Source organism: Micromonospora sp. DT41 (assembly GCF_049841715.1).
Classification (GTDB): Bacteria; Actinomycetota; Actinomycetes; order Mycobacteriales; family Micromonosporaceae; genus Micromonospora; species Micromonospora profundi.
The window spans coordinates 120,861-140,132 of record NZ_JBNCKU010000012.1; the positions used below are offsets into that span (position 1 = coordinate 120,861).

Annotated in this window: 21 protein-coding genes; 12 read left to right on the top strand and 9 right to left on the bottom strand. The window is 71.1% G+C overall.

Annotation, left to right across the window (positions count from 1 at the left end; genetic code table 11):
• Positions 1–72: 72 nt before the first annotated feature.
• Positions 73–1,137: a FecCD family ABC transporter permease gene (locus tag ACLQ23_RS22770; RefSeq protein ID WP_425881054.1), complete on the top strand. Its 1,065-nt coding sequence runs from the start codon at positions 73–75 to the stop codon at positions 1,135–1,137.
• Positions 1,134–1,949 carry an ABC transporter ATP-binding protein gene (locus ACLQ23_RS22775; protein ID WP_355588001.1) on the top strand — a complete coding sequence of 272 codons (816 nt, stop codon included), beginning with the start codon at positions 1,134–1,136 and terminating at the stop codon, positions 1,947–1,949. The genes ACLQ23_RS22770 and ACLQ23_RS22775 overlap by 4 nt, the downstream gene beginning before the upstream one ends.
• A 28-nt stretch (positions 1,950–1,977) precedes the next feature.
• On the opposite strand, the gene ACLQ23_RS22780 is transcribed toward ACLQ23_RS22775, so the two are convergent.
• The 5 genes from ACLQ23_RS22780 to ACLQ23_RS22800 form a co-directional block, all read right to left on the bottom strand.
• Positions 1,978–2,742 carry a VOC family protein gene (locus ACLQ23_RS22780; RefSeq protein ID WP_355627494.1) on the bottom strand — a complete coding sequence of 255 codons (765 nt, stop codon included), beginning with the start codon at positions 2,740–2,742 and terminating at the stop codon, positions 1,978–1,980.
• A 94-nt stretch (positions 2,743–2,836) separates the two neighbouring features.
• Complete coding sequence (locus tag ACLQ23_RS22785) at positions 2,837–3,574, bottom strand: ABC transporter permease (RefSeq protein ID WP_355627496.1); 738 nt, start codon at positions 3,572–3,574, stop codon at positions 2,837–2,839.
• Between the two features lie 11 nt (positions 3,575–3,585).
• The gene (locus tag ACLQ23_RS22790; RefSeq protein WP_355627499.1) at positions 3,586–4,539 is read right to left on the bottom strand and encodes an ABC transporter ATP-binding protein; all 954 of its coding nucleotides are present in this window, start codon (positions 4,537–4,539) and stop codon (positions 3,586–3,588) included.
• Complete coding sequence (locus ACLQ23_RS22795) at positions 4,536–4,862, bottom strand: transcriptional regulator (RefSeq protein ID WP_355627502.1); 327 nt, start codon at positions 4,860–4,862, stop codon at positions 4,536–4,538. The genes ACLQ23_RS22790 and ACLQ23_RS22795 overlap by 4 nt, the downstream gene beginning before the upstream one ends.
• Positions 4,859–5,497 (bottom strand): transporter, encoded by a 639-nt coding sequence (locus tag ACLQ23_RS22800; RefSeq protein WP_355627505.1) that lies wholly within the window; start codon positions 5,495–5,497, stop codon positions 4,859–4,861. Before ACLQ23_RS22800 ends, ACLQ23_RS22795 begins: the two co-directional genes overlap by 4 nt.
• Positions 5,498–5,667: 170 nt before the next feature.
• On the opposite strand from ACLQ23_RS22800, the gene ACLQ23_RS22805 reads away from it, so the two are divergent.
• From ACLQ23_RS22805 to ACLQ23_RS22820, 4 genes are read left to right on the top strand one after another with little or no spacing between them, the layout of a single operon-like run.
• Entirely contained in the window at positions 5,668–6,078 is a 411-nt protein-coding gene (locus ACLQ23_RS22805) for a WXG100 family type VII secretion target (protein WP_355588007.1), read from the top strand.
• A complete protein-coding gene (locus ACLQ23_RS22810) occupies positions 6,075–7,001 on the top strand; it encodes a WXG100 family type VII secretion target (protein WP_355588009.1) in 927 nt (308 codons plus the stop codon). The genes ACLQ23_RS22805 and ACLQ23_RS22810 overlap by 4 nt, the downstream gene beginning before the upstream one ends.
• 11 nt (positions 7,002–7,012) lie before the next feature.
• Positions 7,013–7,360 (top strand): YbaB/EbfC family nucleoid-associated protein, encoded by a 348-nt coding sequence (locus ACLQ23_RS22815; protein WP_355588011.1) that lies wholly within the window; start codon positions 7,013–7,015, stop codon positions 7,358–7,360.
• A 4-nt stretch (positions 7,361–7,364) separates the two neighbouring features.
• Positions 7,365–7,967 carry a hypothetical protein gene (locus tag ACLQ23_RS22820; RefSeq protein WP_355588013.1) on the top strand — a complete coding sequence of 201 codons (603 nt, stop codon included), beginning with the start codon at positions 7,365–7,367 and terminating at the stop codon, positions 7,965–7,967.
• Here the strand turns inward: ACLQ23_RS22820 and ACLQ23_RS22825 are convergent.
• Both ACLQ23_RS22825 and ACLQ23_RS22830 read right to left on the bottom strand, forming a co-directional pair.
• Complete coding sequence (locus ACLQ23_RS22825) at positions 7,957–10,074, bottom strand: HelD family protein (RefSeq protein WP_355627508.1); 2,118 nt, start codon at positions 10,072–10,074, stop codon at positions 7,957–7,959. The genes ACLQ23_RS22820 and ACLQ23_RS22825 overlap by 11 nt on opposite strands.
• Before the next feature lie 379 nt (positions 10,075–10,453).
• Complete coding sequence (locus ACLQ23_RS22830; RefSeq protein ID WP_355627511.1) at positions 10,454–11,704, bottom strand: HNH endonuclease signature motif containing protein; 1,251 nt, start codon at positions 11,702–11,704, stop codon at positions 10,454–10,456.
• A 237-nt stretch (positions 11,705–11,941) separates the two neighbouring features.
• Between ACLQ23_RS22830 and ACLQ23_RS22835 the strand changes: the two genes are divergently transcribed.
• From ACLQ23_RS22835 to ACLQ23_RS22845, 3 genes are read left to right on the top strand one after another with little or no spacing between them, the layout of a single operon-like run.
• Entirely contained in the window at positions 11,942–12,520 is a 579-nt protein-coding gene (locus tag ACLQ23_RS22835; RefSeq protein ID WP_355588018.1) for an ArsR/SmtB family transcription factor, read from the top strand.
• A 41-nt stretch (positions 12,521–12,561) separates the two neighbouring features.
• The gene (locus ACLQ23_RS22840; protein WP_355627514.1) at positions 12,562–13,980 is read left to right on the top strand and encodes an MFS transporter; all 1,419 of its coding nucleotides are present in this window, start codon (positions 12,562–12,564) and stop codon (positions 13,978–13,980) included.
• Positions 13,932–14,783, top strand: a complete 852-nt coding sequence (locus tag ACLQ23_RS22845; protein ID WP_355588022.1) for a menaquinone biosynthetic enzyme MqnA/MqnD family protein — start codon at positions 13,932–13,934, stop codon at positions 14,781–14,783. The genes ACLQ23_RS22840 and ACLQ23_RS22845 overlap by 49 nt, the downstream gene beginning before the upstream one ends.
• 63 nt (positions 14,784–14,846) lie before the next feature.
• Here ACLQ23_RS22845 and ACLQ23_RS22850 read toward each other — a convergent pair whose 3' ends face one another.
• A complete protein-coding gene (locus ACLQ23_RS22850) occupies positions 14,847–15,806 on the bottom strand; it encodes a hypothetical protein (RefSeq protein ID WP_355588024.1) in 960 nt (319 codons plus the stop codon).
• Positions 15,806–16,789 (bottom strand): hypothetical protein, encoded by a 984-nt coding sequence (locus tag ACLQ23_RS22855; RefSeq protein WP_355588026.1) that lies wholly within the window; start codon positions 16,787–16,789, stop codon positions 15,806–15,808. The genes ACLQ23_RS22850 and ACLQ23_RS22855 overlap by 1 nt, the downstream gene beginning before the upstream one ends.
• Before the next feature lie 372 nt (positions 16,790–17,161).
• On the opposite strand from ACLQ23_RS22855, the gene paaA reads away from it, so the two are divergent.
• The 3 genes from paaA to paaC are packed head-to-tail and all read left to right on the top strand — an operon-like array spanning position 17,162 to position 19,235.
• Positions 17,162–18,229: a 1,2-phenylacetyl-CoA epoxidase subunit PaaA gene (paaA, locus tag ACLQ23_RS22860; RefSeq protein ID WP_355627519.1), complete on the top strand. Its 1,068-nt coding sequence runs from the start codon at positions 17,162–17,164 to the stop codon at positions 18,227–18,229.
• Positions 18,226–18,513: a 1,2-phenylacetyl-CoA epoxidase subunit PaaB gene (gene paaB, locus ACLQ23_RS22865; protein ID WP_355588030.1), complete on the top strand. Its 288-nt coding sequence runs from the start codon at positions 18,226–18,228 to the stop codon at positions 18,511–18,513. Before paaA ends, paaB begins: the two co-directional genes overlap by 4 nt.
• Positions 18,510–19,235, top strand: a complete 726-nt coding sequence (paaC, locus tag ACLQ23_RS22870) for a 1,2-phenylacetyl-CoA epoxidase subunit PaaC (RefSeq protein WP_355588032.1) — start codon at positions 18,510–18,512, stop codon at positions 19,233–19,235. Before paaB ends, paaC begins: the two co-directional genes overlap by 4 nt.
• The last annotated feature ends 37 nt before the right edge of the window (positions 19,236–19,272 follow it).

Consider the following 19,272-nt stretch of genomic DNA (forward strand, 5'->3'; position numbering starts at 1 on the left):
CCGGGGCCCGCGCGCCGTGGGCGCCCCGGCCCCCCCCGGGGGCCCCCCCGCGCACCCACCCGCGGGGGGGCGGTGCCCCCCGCCGCGGCCGGCCCCGCCGGCCTGCGCAAACGCTGGCTGGTCGCCGGGGTGTTCGCGGTGCTCGTCGCGCTCGTCGCCGGAGTGTCGCTCGGCCCGGTCAGCCTGCCGCCGGGCAGCGTCGCCGCCGAGCTGCTCAACCTGATCCCCGGGGTGCACCTGGAGAGCGGGTTGAGCGAGCGGGAAATCGCCATCGTCACCGAGCTACGGCTGCCCCGGGTCGTGCTGGGCCTGCTCGTCGGTGGCCTGCTCGCCCTCGCCGGCGGCTGCTACCAGGGCGTGTTCCGCAACCCGCTCGCCGACCCGTACCTGCTCGGGGTGGCCGCCGGCGCGGGCCTCGCGGTCACCGCGGTGATCGCCCTCGGCGGCGCCGGGCGGCAGGGCGCGATCTCCGGGCTGCCGCTGACCATCCCGCTTGCCGCGTTCGTCGGGTCGCTGCTCGCCGTGACGATGACCTACCTGCTGGGCGCGGCCGGTGGGCGGAGCCGGTCCCCGGCGATGCTGATCCTGGCCGGGGTGGCGGTCTCCGCGTTCCTCTCCGCCGGGCAGACGTACCTGCTGCAACGGCACGCCGACACCATCCAGTCGGTCTACTCCTGGCTGCTGGGCCGGCTGGCAACCGCCGGCTGGCACGACGTGCTGCTGGTGCTGCCGTACGCCGCCCTGACCATCGTGGTCGTGTTGCTGCACCGCCGCGAGCTGGACGTCCTCGCGGTCGGCGACGACGAGGCGCGCAGCCTCGGCCTGCACCCGCAGCGCTCCCGCTACCTGCTGATCGCCGCCGCGTCGCTCGGCACCGCCGCGGCGGTCTCCGCGACCGGCCTGATCGGCTTCGTCGGCATCATCGTTCCGCACACCGTTCGGCTGCTCTTCGGGTCGAGCTACCGGGTGATCCTGCCACTGTCGATGCTGTTCGGCGCAGCCTTCCTGGCCCTGACCGATGTGGTGGCCCGCACCGCCGCCGCGCCGGCCGAGGTGCCCATCGGGGTGGTCACCGCCCTGCTCGGCGGCCCGTTCTTCGTCCTCGTGCTGCGCACCGCCCGGCGGGTGCTCACATGAGCGCCGTGCCCGCTTCCCGGCAGTCCGGCGTGCCGGCCGTCGAGGTGCGGGAGCTGCACGTCAGCCTGGACGGCACCCCAATCCTCACCGGAGTCGACCTGACTGTCGCCGCAGGCGAGTGGGTCACCGTTATCGGCCCGAACGGCGCCGGCAAATCGACTCTGTTGCGCGCCGTCGGCGGCCTGCTGCCCGCGCCGGGCATGATCACCCTGTTCGGTACGCCAAGCGCCGCGCTGCGCCGCAGGGACCGCGCCCGGGTGGTGGCCACCGTGACGCAGTCCCCGGTGGTGCCACCCGGCATGCCGGTGCTGGACTACGTGCTGCTCGGCCGTACCCCGTACATCTCGCCGCTGGGTCGGGAGTCGGCCGCGGACGTGGAGGCCGCCCACGAGGTGCTGGACCGGCTGGACCTCGCCGGCTTCCACAACCGCGAGCTGGCGACCCTCTCCGGCGGCGAACGGCAGCGGGTCTTCCTCGCGCGGGCGCTCGCCCAGGGCGCGACCCTGCTGCTGCTCGACGAGCCGACGAGCGCGCTGGACATCGGCCACCAGCAGGAGGTGCTGGAACTCGTCGACCAACTCCGCCACGCGCACGGCCTGACAGTGCTGGCCACCATGCACGATCTCTCCCTGGCCGGCGAGTACGCCGACCGGATGGTGATGCTCGCCGACGGTCAGGTGGTGGCGACGGGCACACCTCGGGAGGTGCTTACCGAACACCTCCTCGCCACCCACTACCGGGCCAGCGTCCGCGTCGTCCCCGGCACCCACGGCCCCCTTGTGGTCCCCGTCCGCCCCCGTCCCACCCCCTGACCCTCCCGGGTGTCGAGCGCAGGGCTGGTCAGGGGCCGAGGTCGATGACGGAGAAGAGCGCGCCCTGGGGGTCGCGCAGGGAGGCGAACCGGCCGGTCGGGATGTCGCGCGGTGGGACGAGGATGGTCCCGCCCAGCTCGGCGGCGCGGGCCGCTGCGGCGTCCGCGTCGGCAACGGCGAAATACACGGTCCAGTACGCGGGCAGGTCGGCCGGGAAGTCGTCGGCGAACGGCGGCATCATCCCGGCGACGATCCGCGCGCCCAGCCGCCACCCGGTGTACGTCATGCCGCCGATCGGCTGCTCGTCCGGCTGCCAGCCGAACACCAGCTCGTAGAAGACCTTCGCACCCTCCGGGTCGGGGGTGACCAGCTCGTTCCAGCTCATCGCGCCGGGCACGTTGAACACCTCCGCGCCGGGCATCGCCAGTGGTTGCCAGACGCTGAACGTGGCGCCCGCCGGGTCGGCGAACACCGCCATCCGCCCACGGTCGAAGACCTCGAACGGCGGCACCACGACCTGCCCGCCGGCCCGCTCGACGCGGCCGGCGACGAGTTCCGCGTCGTCGGTGGCGAGGTACGTCGACCAGATCGGCACCTGGTCGGGGATCGCGGGAGGTCCCACTCCGGCGACCGGCTGCCCGTCGAGCAGGAAGACTGTGTAGCCACCAGCCTCGGGCTCGGGTGTCACCCGCCCGGTCCAGCCGAACAGCTCGGGGTAGAACCGCCGCGCGTCGGCCAGGTCCGGGGTGGCCAGGTCGGCCCAGCAGGGCGTACCCGGCGGGACGGTGCTCACGTCAAGACCCCTCTCAGCCGGGGTGACCACGACGGCCCCCTGCCGGAATCCTGGCACCGTCCCGCTGCGGCTCGGGGCGGAAACGGACGAATCGTCAGCTGAACCGGCGACCCTCGTCCCGCCGGTACGCCCAGCCGGCGAGCGCCGCGAGCAGCACCACCCAGACACCGAGCATGATCAGCGCCAGTGGCTGGACCGTGTAGTCGCCGACCGCCGACCACATCAGCTCGGCCGCTCCCCGGGTGGGCAGGAACGGCGCGACCGTCTCGATGAACCCGGGCGCGTCGCCCGGTGCGGACAGCAGCCCACCGCCGAACGCCAGCGGCAGGAAGACGACCTGCGCCACCACGATGGCTGCCTTGCTCGGCAGCGAGTAGCCGATGGCGAGCCCCATGAGGGTGAACGGCACCGAGATGAGGCCCACTGTGAGGGCGGCCAGCAGGAACGCCAACGGGGTGATCCGGGCCGCGGTAAGGGTCGCGCCGATCACCACGACCGGGATCAGCGACAGGTACGTCAGAGCCAGACCGGCCAGCACCCGACCGGCGAACCGGGGTGCCGACCCGGCGGGCAGGGTCCGGGTGTACGGATTCCACGGCTGGTCGCGGTCCTCGGCGACCCCGACGCCGTACTGGAAGATGTTGGCGCTCATCACCGAGAACGTCACCATCGACGCGGTGGCGAACGTGGCGCCGACCGGATCGTTCCCGGCGAACGGCACCACAAAGAAGATCATGGCGGCGGCCGGGAAGAAGGCGCTGCCGAAGACGGCCACCGGAATCCGGATGATCTCCAGAAGTTGGTAGCGGGCGTGGACCAGGGCGAGCTGCACGGTGCGCCTCCTCAAACGGCTGTGGGTCGGCCGCCGGCAGCGGCGGTGGTGGTCTGGCCGCCGGTGGCGGCATTGCTGGTCTGGCTTTCGGCGGCGCGCTGGTCGGTGCCGGTGATGGCGAGGAACGCCTCCTCCAGCGAGGTCGGCCGCACCTCAAGGTCGGTGAAGGCGGCACCGGAGGTGACAAGCGCCCGGACCAACTCGTCGGCGTCGGTGGTGAGCAGGTGCAGCCGGCTGTCGATCCGTTCGGTGCGGACCACACCGGGCAGCTCGGGCAGCGCATCGGCGACCAGGCTGACCCGGCGTACGCCGACGATGCCGCGTACGGCCTCCACCGTGTCGTCGGCGAGCACCCGGCCCTGCCCGATCACCACCACACGGCGAGCCAGCGCCTCCACCTCCTCCAGGTAATGGCTGCTCAACAGGACGGTCCCGCCGTCGTCGTGGAACGCCCGGATCGCGTCCCAGAGTGTGTGCCGGGCGGACACGTCCAGGCCGGTGGTCGGCTCGTCGAGCAGCACGAGCCGGGGCCGGCCCACGAACGCCAACGCCACCGCCAGCCGGCGTCGCTGCCCACCGGAGAGCCCACCGGTCTGCCGCCGGGTGAGGTCGCCCAGGCCGAAACGGTCGAGGAGTTCGCCCCGGGGCACGGGGTCCGGGTAGTGCGCGGAGACGAAGTCGACGACCTCGCCGACGCGCAGCGTGCCCGGTAGGCCGGTCTCCTGCGGGGTGACGCCGATCTGTCGACGGGAGGCAGGGTCGCGGGGGTCGCGGCCGAACAGCTCGACCCGGCCGGAGGTGGGGCGACGCAGGCCGACGAGCAGGTTCATGAGGGTGCTCTTGCCGGCGCCGTTGGGGCCGAGCAGACCGACGAGCTCACCTGCTCGGACCTCCAGGTCGACCCGGTCGAGAGCGAGGACGTCGCCGTACCGGCGGCTGGCCTGGTCGGCGCGTGCGAGTGTCATGGTTGCTCCTTCGACGGTGTCGGATCGAGCTGGGTGGGGTCGAGCAGGGTGCGGATGGCCTCCGTGTACTCCTCGAACGCCAGCCGGCCGCGTCTGCTGAGGCGGATCAGCGTGGTAGGGGTGCGTCCACGGTGGGTCTTTGTGACATCCACGTAGCCGGCGTCCTCCAACTTGCGCAGGTGTACGGAGAGGTTGCCGGCCGTCATGGCGAGCAGATCCTGCAAGCGGGGGAAGGCGATCCGGTCACCGTCGTTGAGCGTCGAGAGGGTGGCGACCACCCGCAGTCGCGCCTGCGCGTGGATGACCGGGTCGAGTTCGGTCACGACCGGTGTCGCTGTCGTCGTCGGGCGACCGCTCCGGCGGCCAGGATTCCGCCGCCGCCGGCCACCGCGATGACCAGCGCGTGCCAGCTCGGCCCGGCGATCGTGCCGACCACGTTGATCACGCTGATCCAGGCGCCCAGCCGGAACAGGTCCCGGTCCAGCCAGATGGCTCCGCCGGCCATGTGCAGGGCGCCGGTCAGGCCGACCGCGGTCGCCGACCAGAGCAGGCTGGCCTGGTCGGCTGGCAGGTGCTCGGAGATCCGGCCGACCGCCGCGTACACGCTCACCGACCCCAGGGCCCAGGCGATGCCGTACCAGCGCCCGCGCATCGCTGAGTCGCCACTGACCTGCCCGTACGCCCGCGCGCCAGCGACCGCCTGGACCGCTGCGGCAACCGCGAGCAGGACGAACAGGACGGTCAACGGAAGCCAGTCCGGTAGCCGGACCAGCACCCGACCATCGGGCGCGAAGCGCAGGAAGAACAGCCCGAAGCCGATCAGCCAGGCCACACCCCACGGCCAGTAGACCAGTCGGGCGTCCGGCTCCAGCCGACGTGCGGTGACCGCCTGCTGCTCGCGGATCAGCCGGAGTGCGGCTGCCGCGTCGGAGGGTGGCAGGTCATCGTTGGGTTCCACGCAAACTACTTTACGCCGCAAAGTCAAGGCCCGGTGTCCCGCAGGTGATGGCGTTTCTGGAGGTCTTGCCGGTGTTCTGAATCGATGCCGGGGCACCGGCAGCGGCGCGGGGTGCCTATGGTGGGATGCCGTGGCGACTGATTGGTCGCACAGGACACAGGGGAGGGTCCGTGTCGAGCCCGAGCAATGAGACGGAGGTCGATCCGGAAGCCCTGAAGGCGTTCGCGTCGGCTTCCACCGACCGGGCGGCCCGCTTCCGCGAGCTGCACCGCTCGTTCGGTGACGGACACGTGCCACGACACGCCTTCGGCGTGATGCCTGCGTCGTTCAGCCTCTCGGCGACGTACGCCGAGCAGTTTGAGGCGTGCCTGCAAGGGCTGGCCGACGGCGCCGACGTCATGGCGGACATCGCCGAAGGGCTTACCGATACCGCCGACGCCTACACCGGCTCCGATGTGGCAAACACCGACCTGTTCGTGCCGGGGCGTCCGGCCGCGCCCGATGTCCTGGCGCCCGGCCCCTGGTCGCCGGGCCCCTCCTCGCCCGGCGGCGCTGGCGCCAGTGGGCAGGTGCCGTTGTGAGCACCGAGGCGTTGCACCGCAACAAGACCTACTTCGAGCAGATCGTCTCCGGTACGCCCGACCCGTTCAAGCCGCTGTCGAACGCGGTGTTGTGGCCCTTCGAGCAGTTGCTCGAACTCGTCGCCGGCGAACCGGACGACCTGATGCGCGCTGCTGAGCGCTGCCTGACCGTCGGAGCTGCGGTCCGCGAGATCGCCGATGAGCAGGTGCAGCAGCGGGCTCGCCTGCGTGGTTCCTGGAAGGGCGACGCCGCCGAGAGCTTCAACGCCTCGATGGAGTCGGTGGAGGAGGCGATCGAGGACCTGGCCCGTGGGCTGGACGGCACCAAGGAGGTGCTCGTCGACGCGGCCAACGCGGCGGTCGACGCGTTCAACCTGCTTGTCGAGCTGATCCTCGAGTTCCTGCTCTGGTTCCTCACCGAAGTGATCATCGCGGCGGTGGCTGCGGCGCTCAGCGCGGGCATCTCGCTCGCGGCGACGGTCGTGCGGGTGCTGAGCAAGCTCGCCACCACCGTCGGCCGGATGGTCAAGATCGTCGCGCGGTTCGCCGAGATCCTGACGAAGCTCGCCGCCAAGATGCAGAAGGTCGCCGAGCTGCTGATGACGTACCGCGGAACGGTGCTGAAGGTCCGCGAGGCGAAGAAGGCGTACCGGGCGTGGAACAAGTCCGGCTGGACGGCCGAGGCACGGGCGTTCCAGATCGAGAAATTCAAGACGCTCTTTCCCGGTAAGTTCCTCGTCAACCAGGTGTCCCCTGTGAACATCCCCGGCATCGGCGGTGCCGTGTTGGACACCGGCGTCGGCCTGCACGACATCTCCGACGGCACCAAGGACCGCAACTACCTTGTGGACGGCACGTACAGAGATGATCTAGGCCCGTACGCCAAGGGTGTGCAGAATGTCTTCGACTCAATCCTGACCTGAGAGGCCCCGACATGACCTTTCCCGGTCTGGACCGCATCGAGGCGCTGGCCCGCAACCTGGACGGCTGGCAACGTGAGCTGGCCCGCAAGATGGCCGAGATCGAGCAGAGCAACGCCGAGGGGACGAGCGACTCCGGGTTGGTCCGCGTCACCGCCGCCGCAGACGGCACGATCATGTCGACCGAGATCGACGCGCGGGCCATGCGCCTCGACTCGTACACGCTGGCGGAGGAGTTCACCGCCGCCGCTGCCCGCGCGCAGGAGGCGGCCGCCGCCCGGGTGAGCGAGCTCGTGGGCGAGGTGATCGGCGACGCGCCCGGCGCCAGAAAAGCGGCCGAGGACCGCCCGGACACATACTGAGCTGATGGCCGACACCAGTTACCAGGAACGGCTGACCCAACTCGTCGAGCCGGACGAGCGGTTGCTCGCTGTCGCGAAGGCGCGTATCGCCCAGGGCGCACTGCCCCACGACCCGCCGGTCGAGGAGCATCAGGTCAGCTCCAGCGGTGGGGGTGGAGTCTCCGGGGCCCTGCTCAACCTGCTCTCGCCACTGCTCTCCTTTCCGGCGGGGGACCGGCTCGTCGACCGCGTCGCCTACGGGATCGCAGGCCGGGGCGCGCCCGGCTCGTCCGCCTCCACGCTGCAACACTCCCGGCGGCCGGTGCCCCCGGCGGTCACCGTCGAGGCCACCATCCTCGCCGTCACCGACCGGCGGCTGCTGGTGTGCGCGTCCGGGCCGCTGAAGCTCTGGTCGAGCAGCGCCGACGACGAACGGGCGGTGGCCGAAACCCGGATCGTGTGGTCGACGCCCCGGGCAGCGGTTGCCGGCGCGCGGGTCGGCTGGCACCGGCTCAACCCGAAGCGACTTCGGATCGATTTCGCCGACGGCTCGTGGCTGGCCTTCACCGTGCCCATCGCCGAGCCCGGCAAGCCCCTGCGCGAGATAGCCGCAGCGCTCACCCGCTGACCTGTGCCGCTTGCCGTGGTGCCGTCCGCAGCGGCGCTGGCAGTGGTTCGCTGTGCAGCACCGAGAGCCGGGACACCGCGCGGGTCAGCACCACGTACAACCGGTGCAGCCCGCGTGGCTCGGCTGCGACGATCGCGGCGGGCTCGACCACCACCACGTGGTCGTACTCCAGGCCTTTGACAAGCGTCGCGGGCACCACAGTGACCCGCTCCGCGGTCGTGACGTCGTCGGCGGTCGCGGTGGCGACGCCGTCGGCGGCAAGCGCCGCGCGCAGCGCGTCGACAGCATCGTCCGCGGCGATCACCCCGACCGAGCCGTCGTGCGCGAGCGCCGCCCGCACCTCGGCCACCGTCGCGGTGGTCAGATCGGCCACGGTACGCACATCCAGGCCGCCGTCGCGACGCAGTGACTCAGCCGCCGGTACGTTCACTGCCAGCGCCGGCAGCAGCAGGTTGGCGAACGCCACCACCGCGGCGGGCACCCGGAAACCGACAGTCAACGGGACCACTGCCGCGTCGGGTTTGCCCAGGTGGGCCAGGGACTCCCGCCAATCGGTGGCCGCCCACGGCGCGGTGCCCTGGGCCAGGTCGCCGAGGAGGGTGACCGAGCCGTGCTCGCTGCGCCGGGCGATGGCCCGACACTGCATCGGGGAGAGGTCCTGCGCCTCGTCAACCACCACGTGCCCGAACCCGGAGGCCCGCTCCAGCAACCCCGACGCCTCGTCGATCAGCACGGCGTCCGCGGCGGTCCAGCGGGTCGCCTTCGCGGTACGGGGCGGCTTCACCCAGGTCAGCAGCGCCTGCTCGGCGTCGGTGAGCAGGCCGTCCGCGGCGGCGGCGAGTCGAGCAGGATCGGAGAACAGGCTGTGCACAAGCCCTTCCGAGGTGAGCGCCGGCCAGACCGCGTCGAGGAAGTCGACAACCGGTCGGCAGCGGCTCATCCGGCGCAGCCACGCGTCGCTCGGCGACTCGGCCCGCCGCGCCTCGGCCTGCCGTTGCAGCAGACTCACCACCCGCGCCCGGACCCGCTCGCGGCCCGTGCCGTGCGGCAGCCCTTCCCGGCGGGTCTCCTCGACGATCCGGTGCAGCGGCTCCAGCCCGATCCGCCACCGGAACGAACCGTCGGACACCGTTATCGAGTCGATGGGCGTGCCGATGTGCGCCTGTACCGCGCGGCGCAGCACGTCGGCCATCCGCGCGTCGTGCTTGAGCGCGGCGACCGCAGGCGCCTCGACAGCCCGGACCTGCACCCGCGCGATCAATTCCTCGACGGTGGCCTGCTCGACCTCGACCTCGCCGAGCGCCGGCAGCACCGCCGCGATGTACGACAGGAACGCCCGGTTCGGCCCCACGATCAGCACGCCGGCCCGCCGCAGCCGATCGCGGTGCAGATAGAGCAGGTACGCGGCCCGGTGCAGGCCGACGGCCGTCTTGCCGGTGCCGGGAGCGCCCTGCACACAGATCGAGTCGGCCAGATCGGCGCGGACCAGTTCGTCCTGCTCGGGCTGGATGGTGGCGACGATGTCCCGCATCGGCCCGACGCGCGGCCGCTCGATCTCGGCGGTGAGGATCCGGCTTGTCGTACCCAACTCCTCGCCCCGGTCCAGCCGCTCGTCCTCGAAGCTGGTGAGCATCCCGTTGCTGAACCCGAACCGCCGCCGGACCGCCACCCCCTGCGGGTCGCGCGCACTGGCCCGGTAGAACGACCGGGAAACCGGTGCCCGCCAGTCCAGCACCAGCGGCTCGCCGCCCTCGTCGGTGACATGCCGCCGCCCGACGTGATACCGCCTGCCGCCATGATCGCCGCTGCTGGTGTCGTCGCTGTTCGTGGCTTCGTGGTCCGGAACGTCGGCGAAGTCGAGGCGGCCGAAGAAGAGTGGTGTGGTCGGATCGTCGGCCAGCTCGGCGACCCGGCGGGCCAGCGTACGACCGAGTGTCTCCGCCGCGTAGGCGTCGCCGGCCACCTGGTCACCCGTCGCGAAGAGGGATTCGGCGCGTTGCCGCATCCGTGCGAGTGCGGCCCGGGACGTGGCGAGGTGCGCGCGCTCGGCGGCCAGGTCCGTGTCGAGGCGGGTGTTTACGTCGGTGTCGAGGTCGGGTGCGGGCATGCTGACGTCCCATCGTTCACATCTGCTGCTCGCTCGCGTGTCCGGGGGCGGATGGCCGGCCGCCCGGCGCGGCGACGTCCGTTCCGGTGCAGCTCACCTCGGCCGTCAAGCGGGCTGCAACCCTACGCTCCCGAGCCACGCCCTTCCACCGAATTACCGATGCCACCACCCGGAAGAGGCGGCGTGGCGTGGCGAGGCGTGGCGAGGCGTCGCGAGGCGTGGAGAGGCGTGGAGAGGCGTGACGTGGCGAGGTGTCGCGTGGCATGGCGAGGCGAGGCGAGGCGTCGCGAGGCGAGGCGCCGCGGTGGCAGGGCGGCGAACGTCAGCTGTTGGGTCGTCCGCCCAGGTCGGGGTCTGGATATCCGGTTGCTCTCGGCTCTCAGCAGCGGCGGTGGTAGAGGTTTCGTCGTGGGACGCGGAGCGGATCGAGCCAGCGAGGTGGGAGGAATTCGGGCCTGCCGTCGGGTGCGATGCGGACCGCCCAGTCGCCATGATGGAGGAGCCGGTGGTGGTGGCCGCAGAGCAGAACCGCGTTACCCAACGCTGTCGTCCCACCGTCGGCCCAGTGGTGAACATGGTGGCCGTCGCACCATCGGGGCGGCCGGTCGCAGCCGGGAAACGCGCAGCCGCCGTCGCGCAGCACCAGCGCGCGACGCAGCGGCCCGGTGAAGAGGCGGCGCTGACGCCCGACGTCAAGGATCTGGCTGTCGCCGCCAAGCACGGCCGGCAGAACTGCGGCGTCGCAGGCGAGCCGGCGGATCGCGCCCGGGGTGAGGCGCGCGCCTGACTCCAGCGTGCCGGCGCGTACGCCGTTTACCAGCGCGTCCAGCGAAACGGTCACCACGAGTTGCGGTCGGTCGCCGCCGTTGTCGGGCAGGTTGCCGGTGCGCAGCGCCAGCCGACAGATCTCGCCGAGCGCGTCCGCCCGAAGCTCGCCGGGACTGCGGCCATCGTGTGCGCCTGCCGAGGCGCACAGCGGATCGATCGCCTCGCGCAGCAGGCTCGCTGTTTCGGTGTCGAGGCTGCCGCTGAGGCGTACCTGTCCGTCCTGTTGGTCGGAGAGGGTGACGTGTCGGCGGGTTTCGGCCCGCGCGGCTGCCCGGTCGAGGGCGGCCAGCTCAGCCTGGTCGGCCAGATCGGGCGCGACATGGGCGAGAACGCGCTCCCCGAGACGGCTCAGGGTGGCCGGATCGAACCTGTCGGCCCACGCGATCAGCAGATGGGTGGCCTTGTCGGTCACCTCCGGCCCTGCCTCGACGGGAAGGGCTGCGACGGTCTCCGCCACGACACGGCCCTGCTCGACCGTGATGGTGCCGTCGTGCAGGGCGTTGCGGACCGCTGTCGGCGCGGCGTCGAGAGTGGCGGCGAGCTGGACGAGCTGGCGGGCGGACCGACCGGAGAGCCGGAGTCGGTCCCGCACCCAGACCGCGGTGGACGTCGCGCCTTCGGTGAGGGCCAGGCCACGGGCGTCCAACTCGCGCACCAGACCCAGCACGACGGCTGCCAGCCGCTGCGACGCCGCGTGCGCCGCATCGAGCGACGCGAGCAACTCGGCGTCGGACAGCGCCCACAGGGAGGCCGACGCGCAGTCGTCGGCGGCACCGCTCGCCTGCGACAACGCCTCCAACATGAAGACAACATAGAACACATGTACGACAGTTTCGTGCCTCGTTCGGCCAGGTTGGGGTCCGCCTCGCCCGCCCGGAAATTGCCGGCGGGCCGACCGCGGCCAGGTCCTCCGGCTGCGCCGCTTTCGGCCGTCGCTGTCGCTGGCTGGCGCCATTCAGCGAAGGACTGTGGACGCCGGAGGTGCGGGCGGGGTGCGGGGGTGATGGCGGGTCGGGTGGTCGGACGGGATCATGGGCACATGACCGAGGCCCGTCCCGAACCGCGTCGAATGATCAGCGACCCGCAGGTGATGCGGGCGCTCGCCCACCCGGCCCGGATCGCGATCATGGAGTATCTGAGCAGCCGTGACGGTGGCGGAACCGCCACCGAGTGCGCGGAGATCGTCGGGCTGTCGCCGAGCGCGACCAGTTATCACCTGCGGGCGCTGGCAAAGTTCGGCCTTGTGGAGCAGGCGCCGAGCCGGGGGGATGCGCGCGAGCGGGTCTGGCGTTCGGTGAACGCCAGTGTGATGGTCGACGCGGGCCGCGAGGCCGGGCCCGAGGCGCGGGCTGCGGAGCAGGCGCTTGTGGAGGCGCACGCTGTGCGGGCCATGGAGCGGACCCGGGACTGGTTGCGGCGCGCCGGGGACGAGCCCGCCGAGTGGTACGACGTTGCGCTGTTCAACGACACGCTGCTCCTGATATCGGCGGACGAACTGGCGGAGTTGAACGAGGCCGTTCTGGCGCTGTTCAGGCCGTACCACCCGCGTCGGCGTGCCGATCCGCCGGAGGGTGCTCGTTCCGTGGCGGTGCAGTACCGGGTGGTGCCGCTGGCCTGAGGGGGTTGTGCCAACCAGTTGTGAAGGATTATTTTCGAAGTATGGCCTTCACAACTGGTGAGTCGCGCTGGGCAGACGTCTGGTTGGCGGCCACGGCTCGGGGCACCACGATCTGCGGCGACTTCCTCGCGGCCACCGCTCTCGCGCTGGCCCTGCAGAATGCCGGTGCCGGTGGGCTCGCCGTCTCGGGGCTGTTGCTCGCGGCCACCCTCCCGCTGGTGGTGCTGGCACCGCTCGCTGGTCGGCTCGCCGACCGGGTGGACAGCCGTACCCTGCTGGTGACCGTCGGGCTGGCCCAGGCCGCGATCTGCACGATGCTCGCCATCGCCACCCACCCGGTACTGGTCATCGGGCTGGTCGCGCTGCTCGCCTGTGGGCTCGCGGTGACTCAGCCCTGCCTGGCGGCGCTGCTCCCGGCCATGGTCCGCCCGGGTGACCTGCCCCGGGCGAGCGCCATCACGCAGACAGCCGTGTCCCTCGGCGCGCTCGGCGGTCCGGTGTTGGCCGGGCTGCTGGTGGGGCAGTTCGGCACCCGCGTACCGCTGCTTTTCGACGCCGCGACCTACCTGGCGCTTGTGGTCGCCGGCCTGCTGCTGCGGACCCGGCGGGGTGGTCGGCCAGCCACCGCCACCACGACCGAACTGCCAACCCCGCAGGTCCAAGCCGTGCCGCAGGCTGCCAAGACGACTACGGGTACGGCCGAGGGGTGGCGGTTCCGCCGGGACCCGCTGATGGTCGTCATGGTGGTGTGTATCGCCGTGGTGATCACGGCGATCGGCGGCATCAACGTGATCGAGGTCTTCTTCATCCGGGAGACGCTGAACGGCTCCGCCACGATGTACGGCCTGGTCGGGGCCGCCTGGATGGCCGGCCTGCTGCCCGGCGGCTGGTTCGCGGCCCGGCTCGTACGACGGCTCGACGACGACGACGGCTGGCTGGTACGTGGCGTGCTTGTCACGTTGGCCGGGTGCAGCCTCATGGTGCTGCTGGCGTCCACGGTGCCGACGGCGACCCTGCTGGTGCCGCTCTGGCTGGTGGCGGGCGCTGCGAACGGCGCCCAGAACGTGTTCGCCAACCTCCTCACCGCCCGCCGGGCGCCGGAGGCGATGCGCGCCCGTGCGTACGCCAGTTACGGCGCGGCGGTGCAGGGCGGCTCGATGATCGGCTACCTGCTCGGTGGCCTGCTGCTCACTGTCGTTTCGCCCCGGCCGTTGATCGCTGCGGCCGGTGCGGCCGGGCTCCTGGTGGCGCTGGCTTTCGTGCCGGTCGTCGCCCGGGCGGTACGCCGTCCGTCGATCGAGGGCCGGGAGAGTCAGACCGACCTGCCGTCGCAGTGCGCGGACGATGCGGGGTTGGCCACTCTGGGCCGGCCCGCCGAGCCGGAGCCGGGCGGCGGGGATACGGTCGGGTCATGGCTGAGCGCATCGCACGCCCGCGGGTCGGGCACATCCAGTTCCTGAACTGCCTGCCGATCTACTGGGGTCTGATGCGCTCCGGTGCCCTGCTCGACGTGGACCTGCACAAGGATTCGCCCGACCGGTTGAATGCCGCGCTTGTCGCCGGTGACCTGGACATCGGGCCGATCTCGCTGGTGGAGTACCTGCGGCACGCCGACGAGTTGCTGCTCCTGCCGGACCTGGCCGTGGGCAGTGACGGGCCGGTGCTCTCGGTGAACGTGGTCTCGACCCGACCTCTCGCCGAGCTGGACGGCGCGCGGGTGGCGCTCGGCTCGACCTCGCGGACCGGTGTGATGCTGGCACAGCTGCTGCTCGCCGAGCGCTACAACGTACGCCCCGACTACTTCCGCTGCCCGCCGGACCTGACCCAGATGCTGCTGGAGGCCGACGCAGGCGTGCTGATCGGCGACGTGGCGCTGCGGGCGCTCCACGAGGCGCCGCAGCGGGGCGTCACCGTCACCGACCTCGGGCAGGCGTGGCGGGAGTGGAGCGGGCTGCCGATGGTCTTCGCCGTCTGGGCGGTACGCCGGGACTTCGCCGCCGCGCACCCAGGCATGGTCAAGGAGGTGCACGAGGCGTTCCTACGGTCGCGTGACCTCTGCCTGGCCGAGTTGGACCAGGTCGCCGAGGCGGCGGCTCGGTGGGAGACGTTCGACGCCGCGACACTGGCGACGTACTTCCGGACCTTGGACTTCTCGCTCGGTGACCGGCAGGTCGCCGGGCTGCGGGAGTTCGCCAGGCGCGCCGCCGCGATCGGCGAGGTGCCGGCGCTGCCTGTCGACGGCCCGGAGTTCTTCGCCAGCTGAACCGCCGCGAAGCCCACCGCACCAAGCGACCAGGCCGGACAGCACAACCGACCCGCCGGCGGGTCAGGTGCCGGGGCTGAGCAGCGCCTCGGTGATCTTCTCGCAGTTCTTCATGCCGTAGTCGTAGCCCATGTCGATCGGGTACTTGACCATCACGCCCATCGTCCAGGTGTCGCCGATGGCCAGGCAGTTGATGTGCATCTGCTGCTCGCGGGTCCTGTCGATCCACCCGTTCTTGATGGCGATCTGCTTCTGCTTGGCCGCCGGGAACGCCTTGCGGATGCCGAAGTCACCGGCGCCGCGGACCAGCTTCATCTCGTTGAGCAGCCACTTGGTCCATTTGGGACCGGCGGCGGTGCCGGTGGCGATGCAGTTGCCCAGCCGGGCGGTGTCGCGGGGGGACAGAGCCGTGCGGCTCCAGCCCTTGTCGGGGGCGACGCTGCTGTCGGTGAGTTTGCACATGGAGATCAGCCGCTTGATCGAGGCGTCCCGGCCGACCGAGTTGTAGAACTGCTCGGCACGGGTGTTGTCGCTGTCCCGGATGATCCGCGTGGCGTCGTCGAGTTTCGCGTCGCTCGGCGTCTGGCCGGCGTCGGCGGCCCGGCGAAGGTAGTCGGCGACGATCCACGACTTGATCAACGAGGCGGTCGTACTCGTCTCGTCCATGTTCTTCGAACCGATGATCTTCCCGGTCCGGCGGTCGAGCACGCTCCAGCCGTACCAGCCCTCGATGTCCAGGTTGAGGTCCTTTGCCGCGAACGGCAGCGGCGACAGCGCCGGGCTGGGGCTCGTCGACGGCGAAGCGGGCTGGCGCGCACTGCGGTCGGTGGCTCCACTTGTGGACCGCCCACTGCCCGCGTCGGATTCACCCCACTTGGCGGCGGCGGACGACTCGAACGGTGACCCCGGCAGCAGCCGCAGCGACACCAGCACCAGCGCGACAAGGATGATCGCGACGGCGATCAGGCGTAACGGGGAGGTCTCACCTTCCGCCCCGCGGCCCGCCCGGCGGCTCCCGGCCATCAGAGGGCCTCGGCGGGCTGTGGCACCTTCAGCGCGGCGCCCGGCTGCGGGGTGACGAGTTGGGTGGCCACGCTGGCGCAGACCTGCGCGCCGTAGTCGAGGCTCGACCTGACCGGGTAGCGCAGCATCACCGCGAGGCTCCACTTGTCGGTGACAGCAAGGCAGTTGACGTGCCAGTTGTTGTCGTAGTACAGGCGGGTCCAACCGTTCTTCATACTGACCGGGCCCTGCGCGGTGATCGACTTTGGCAGGCCGTCGATGATCCCCCAACGTCCGCCACCGGAATCGGCCCGCTGGTCCTTGTCGGCGGTGGTGCCGCGAACCTTGCTCATCTCGTTGAGCACCCAGTCGGTCCACTTCGGGCCTGCGGCCTTACCGCTGGCGATGCAGTCGCCGAGCCGGGCGGCGTCCCGGGGGGACATCCGGGTGAAACTCCACCAGCCCTCGTACTTCGGCACATTGCCCCGCTTGGTGTCGGTCAGCCCGCAGATCTTGATCGCCCGCTGGATGACCGGGCCCGGCTGCCCGTTCGGCAGCGCCCGGTACGAGCCGCCGGCGGCGGCGTAGACCCTGTTGGCAGCTCCGTCGTTGCTGTCCCGGATGGCCATTACGGATGACTTCTTGAGAGCTTCGGTCGGCTCCTTGTCGCCGAGCTGCCGCAGGTAGTCAGCGACGATCCACGCCTTGATCATCGACTCGGTGGAGCTGGTCGCCGTCATGTTGGGCGATCCGGAGATCTTGCCCGTCTCCCGCTCCAGCAGGGCCCACGAGAAGAACTCGCCCTTGAAGCTCACCGACACCGGGCCAGCGGCCAGCGTGGGTGGCGGCGGCGGAGTGGGCGAGGGCGCGGCGACGGAGGCGGCACCACCGCCACCTCCGCTGCTGTCGCCGTTGGAGAGCCGGGCGTACGCGGTGGGGACCAGCAGGACGCCACCGAGAAGGACCGCTACGACGGCGAACACCATGGTCACGCGGGATCGCATGATTTGGGTGAGCTCCAGATGTCAGGGCCGGGGGGACCGGCTTGTTGTCCGGGCGATCGGTGCGTTCGCCGAGGCGCGGGGGACTGTGGCCTCTGTGGAGCCGGCGATTGGTGGCAGCCGATCGGTTGACCGGCAGAAGTCTACGTCCGGACCGGCCGAACGGCAGACTTCGACACCTGAGGACACGCCATTTCCGTGGGAAATCAGGCTTATATGTGTCTTGTGTGAGGATTCACGTTTCGGCAGTGACTCATGTCATAGGTGGGTCGTAGCGATGCGTGGTCAAAAAGTGCCCATCCGTGACGGTAGGTGACTCGGGTTTCCTGTTACACCCCCTAGTGCATGAGGGCGCAAGCTGTAACACTTGTCCTCATGTATGGCAACGACTTCTCCGTACCGGACGACGCACCCGGCGCTGGCCTGCTCGGTGAGGTCGAGGCGGCCGAGGCAGACCTGCGGGCGGCTGCCGCCCGTCAGCGCCGGGGCGGCCCGGCACCGGACGAGGACCTGGCGGCGTACTTCGCCGAGGTCGTCGACGCCGAGCAGAAGATCGAGCCGCGTGACTGGATGCCCGAGGCGTACCGCCGGACGCTGATCCGGCAGATCGCCCAGCACGCCCACTCCGAGATCATCGGCATGCAGCCGGAAGGCAACTGGATCAGCCGGGCGCCGTCGCTCAAGCGCAAGGCGATCCTGCTGGCAAAGGTGCAGGACGAGGCGGGCCACGGGCTCTACCTCTACGCCGCCGCGGAAACCCTCGGCATCAGCCGCGACGAGCTCGTGCAACTGCTGCTCGACGGAAAGCAGAAGTACAGCTCGATCTTCAACTACCCCACCCTGACGTGGGCCGACGTGGGCGTGATCGGCTGGCTGGTGGACGGCGCGGCGATCGTCAACCAGGTCCCGCTGTGCCGCTGCTCCTACGGCCCGTACGCGCGAGCGATGATCCGGGTCTGCAAGGAGGAGTCGTTCCACCAGCGTCAGGGCTACGAGATCCTGCACACCCTCGCGCACGGCACCCCCGCGCAGCAGGCGATGGCCCAGGACGCCGTGGACCGCTGGTGGTACCCGTCGCTTGCGATGTTCGGCCCGCCGGACGGCGACTCCACCCACTCCACCCAGTCGATGGCGTGGAAGATCAAGCGCTTCTCGAACGACGACCTGCGGCAGCGCTTCGTCGACATGTGCGTCCAGCAGGCCGAGGTCCTCAGGCTGCGCATCCCCGACGACGACCTGCGCTGGAACGAGCAACGGCAGGCGTACGACTACACCCAGCCGGACTACGACGAGCTGATGCGGGTGATCTCCGGCGACGGGCCGTGCAACCGGGAACGGATGGCGCACCGCCGAGCCGCACACGCCGACGGCGCATGGGTACGCGAGGCCGCCGCGGCGTACGCCGCCAAGCGGGCGGAGAAGAGGGAGAAGGTAGCCGCGTGAGCACCGAACACTCGCCGCTGTGGGAGGTCTTCGTACGGGCGCGGCGCGGGCTGTCGCACACCCACGTCGGCAGCCTGCACGCCCCCGATGCCGAGTTGGCCCTGCGCAACGCCCGGGACCTCTACACCCGCAGGCAGGAGGGGGTGTCGATCTGGGTGGTGCAGGCGAGCGCGATCACCGCGTCCAGCCCGGACGAGAAGGACGCCTTCTTCGACCCGGCGGCCGACAAGGTCTACCGCCATCCCACCTTCTACGAGGTGCCGGACGGGGTGGCCCACCTGTGAACGGGCCGTTCGACTTCACAGTCGCCCTCGGTGACGACGCGCTGATCGCGGCGCAGCGACTTGCCGAGTGGACCACCCGTGCACCGGAGATGGAAGAGGACATCGCGCTTGCGAACATCGCCCTCGACCAGCTCGGCGCGGCCCGCCTGCTGCTGTCGTACGCGGGTGAGCTGGAGGGCGCCGGCCGCGACGAGGACGCGCTTGCGTACCTGCGCGACGACCGCGAGTTCCGCAACGTGCTCCTGGTCGAGCTGCCAAACGGCGACTTCGCGGTGACCATGGCGAAGCTGTTCTTCCTGGCCGCGTACCAGGTGCCGCTCTACACGGCGCTTGCCGGATGCGCGGACGAGCGGCTGGCCGCGATCGGCGCGAAGGCCCGCAAGGAGTCGGCGTACCACCTGGACCACGGCGCCCTGTGGGTGAAGCGGCTCGGTGACGGCACCGAGGAGTCGCACCGCCGGATGCAGGCGGCCGTCGACCACGTCTGGCCGTACACCCACGAGTTGTTCGTCGCGGACCCGGCGGCGCCTGTCGACCCGGCCACGCTGCGGCCGGCGTTCGACGACACCGTCGGCCCGGTGCTGGCCGAGGCGACGCTCAGCAGGCCGGAGCGCGGTTGGGCGCCGGGCGGCGGGCGGGCAGGTGTGCACACCGAGCACCTGTCCTACCTGCTCGCCGAGATGCAGGTGCTGCACCGCGCTCACCCGGGGGCGGCCTGGTGAGCGCGCGGAGCGCGACGCGGCCCAGCCCTGCGGCCGG

Bases quoted from the DNA above. Each gene is read 5' to 3' on its own strand.
- ACLQ23_RS22855 (WP_355588026.1), bottom strand. From the start codon at position 16,789: ATGCGATCCCGCGTGACCATGGTGTTCGCCGTCGTAGCGGTCCTTCTC.
- ACLQ23_RS22830 (WP_355627511.1), bottom strand. From the start codon at position 11,704: ATGTTGGAGGCGTTGTCGCAGGCGAGCGGTGCCGCCGACGACTGCGCG.
- ACLQ23_RS22825 (WP_355627508.1), bottom strand. From the start codon at position 10,074: ATGCCCGCACCCGACCTCGACACCGACGTAAACACCCGCCTCGACACG.
- ACLQ23_RS22845 (WP_355588022.1), top strand. From the start codon at position 13,932: ATGGCTGAGCGCATCGCACGCCCGCGGGTCGGGCACATCCAGTTCCTG.
- ACLQ23_RS22815 (WP_355588011.1), top strand. From the start codon at position 7,013: ATGACCTTTCCCGGTCTGGACCGCATCGAGGCGCTGGCCCGCAACCTG.
- ACLQ23_RS22790 (WP_355627499.1), bottom strand. From the start codon at position 4,539: ATGACACTCGCACGCGCCGACCAGGCCAGCCGCCGGTACGGCGACGTC.
- ACLQ23_RS22835 (WP_355588018.1), top strand. From the start codon at position 11,942: ATGACCGAGGCCCGTCCCGAACCGCGTCGAATGATCAGCGACCCGCAG.
- ACLQ23_RS22820 (WP_355588013.1), top strand. From the start codon at position 7,365: ATGGCCGACACCAGTTACCAGGAACGGCTGACCCAACTCGTCGAGCCG.
- ACLQ23_RS22840 (WP_355627514.1), top strand. From the start codon at position 12,562: ATGGCCTTCACAACTGGTGAGTCGCGCTGGGCAGACGTCTGGTTGGCG.
- paaA (WP_355627519.1), top strand. From the start codon at position 17,162: ATGTATGGCAACGACTTCTCCGTACCGGACGACGCACCCGGCGCTGGC.
- ACLQ23_RS22775 (WP_355588001.1), top strand. From the start codon at position 1,134: ATGAGCGCCGTGCCCGCTTCCCGGCAGTCCGGCGTGCCGGCCGTCGAG.
- ACLQ23_RS22850 (WP_355588024.1), bottom strand. From the start codon at position 15,806: ATGGCCGGGAGCCGCCGGGCGGGCCGCGGGGCGGAAGGTGAGACCTCC.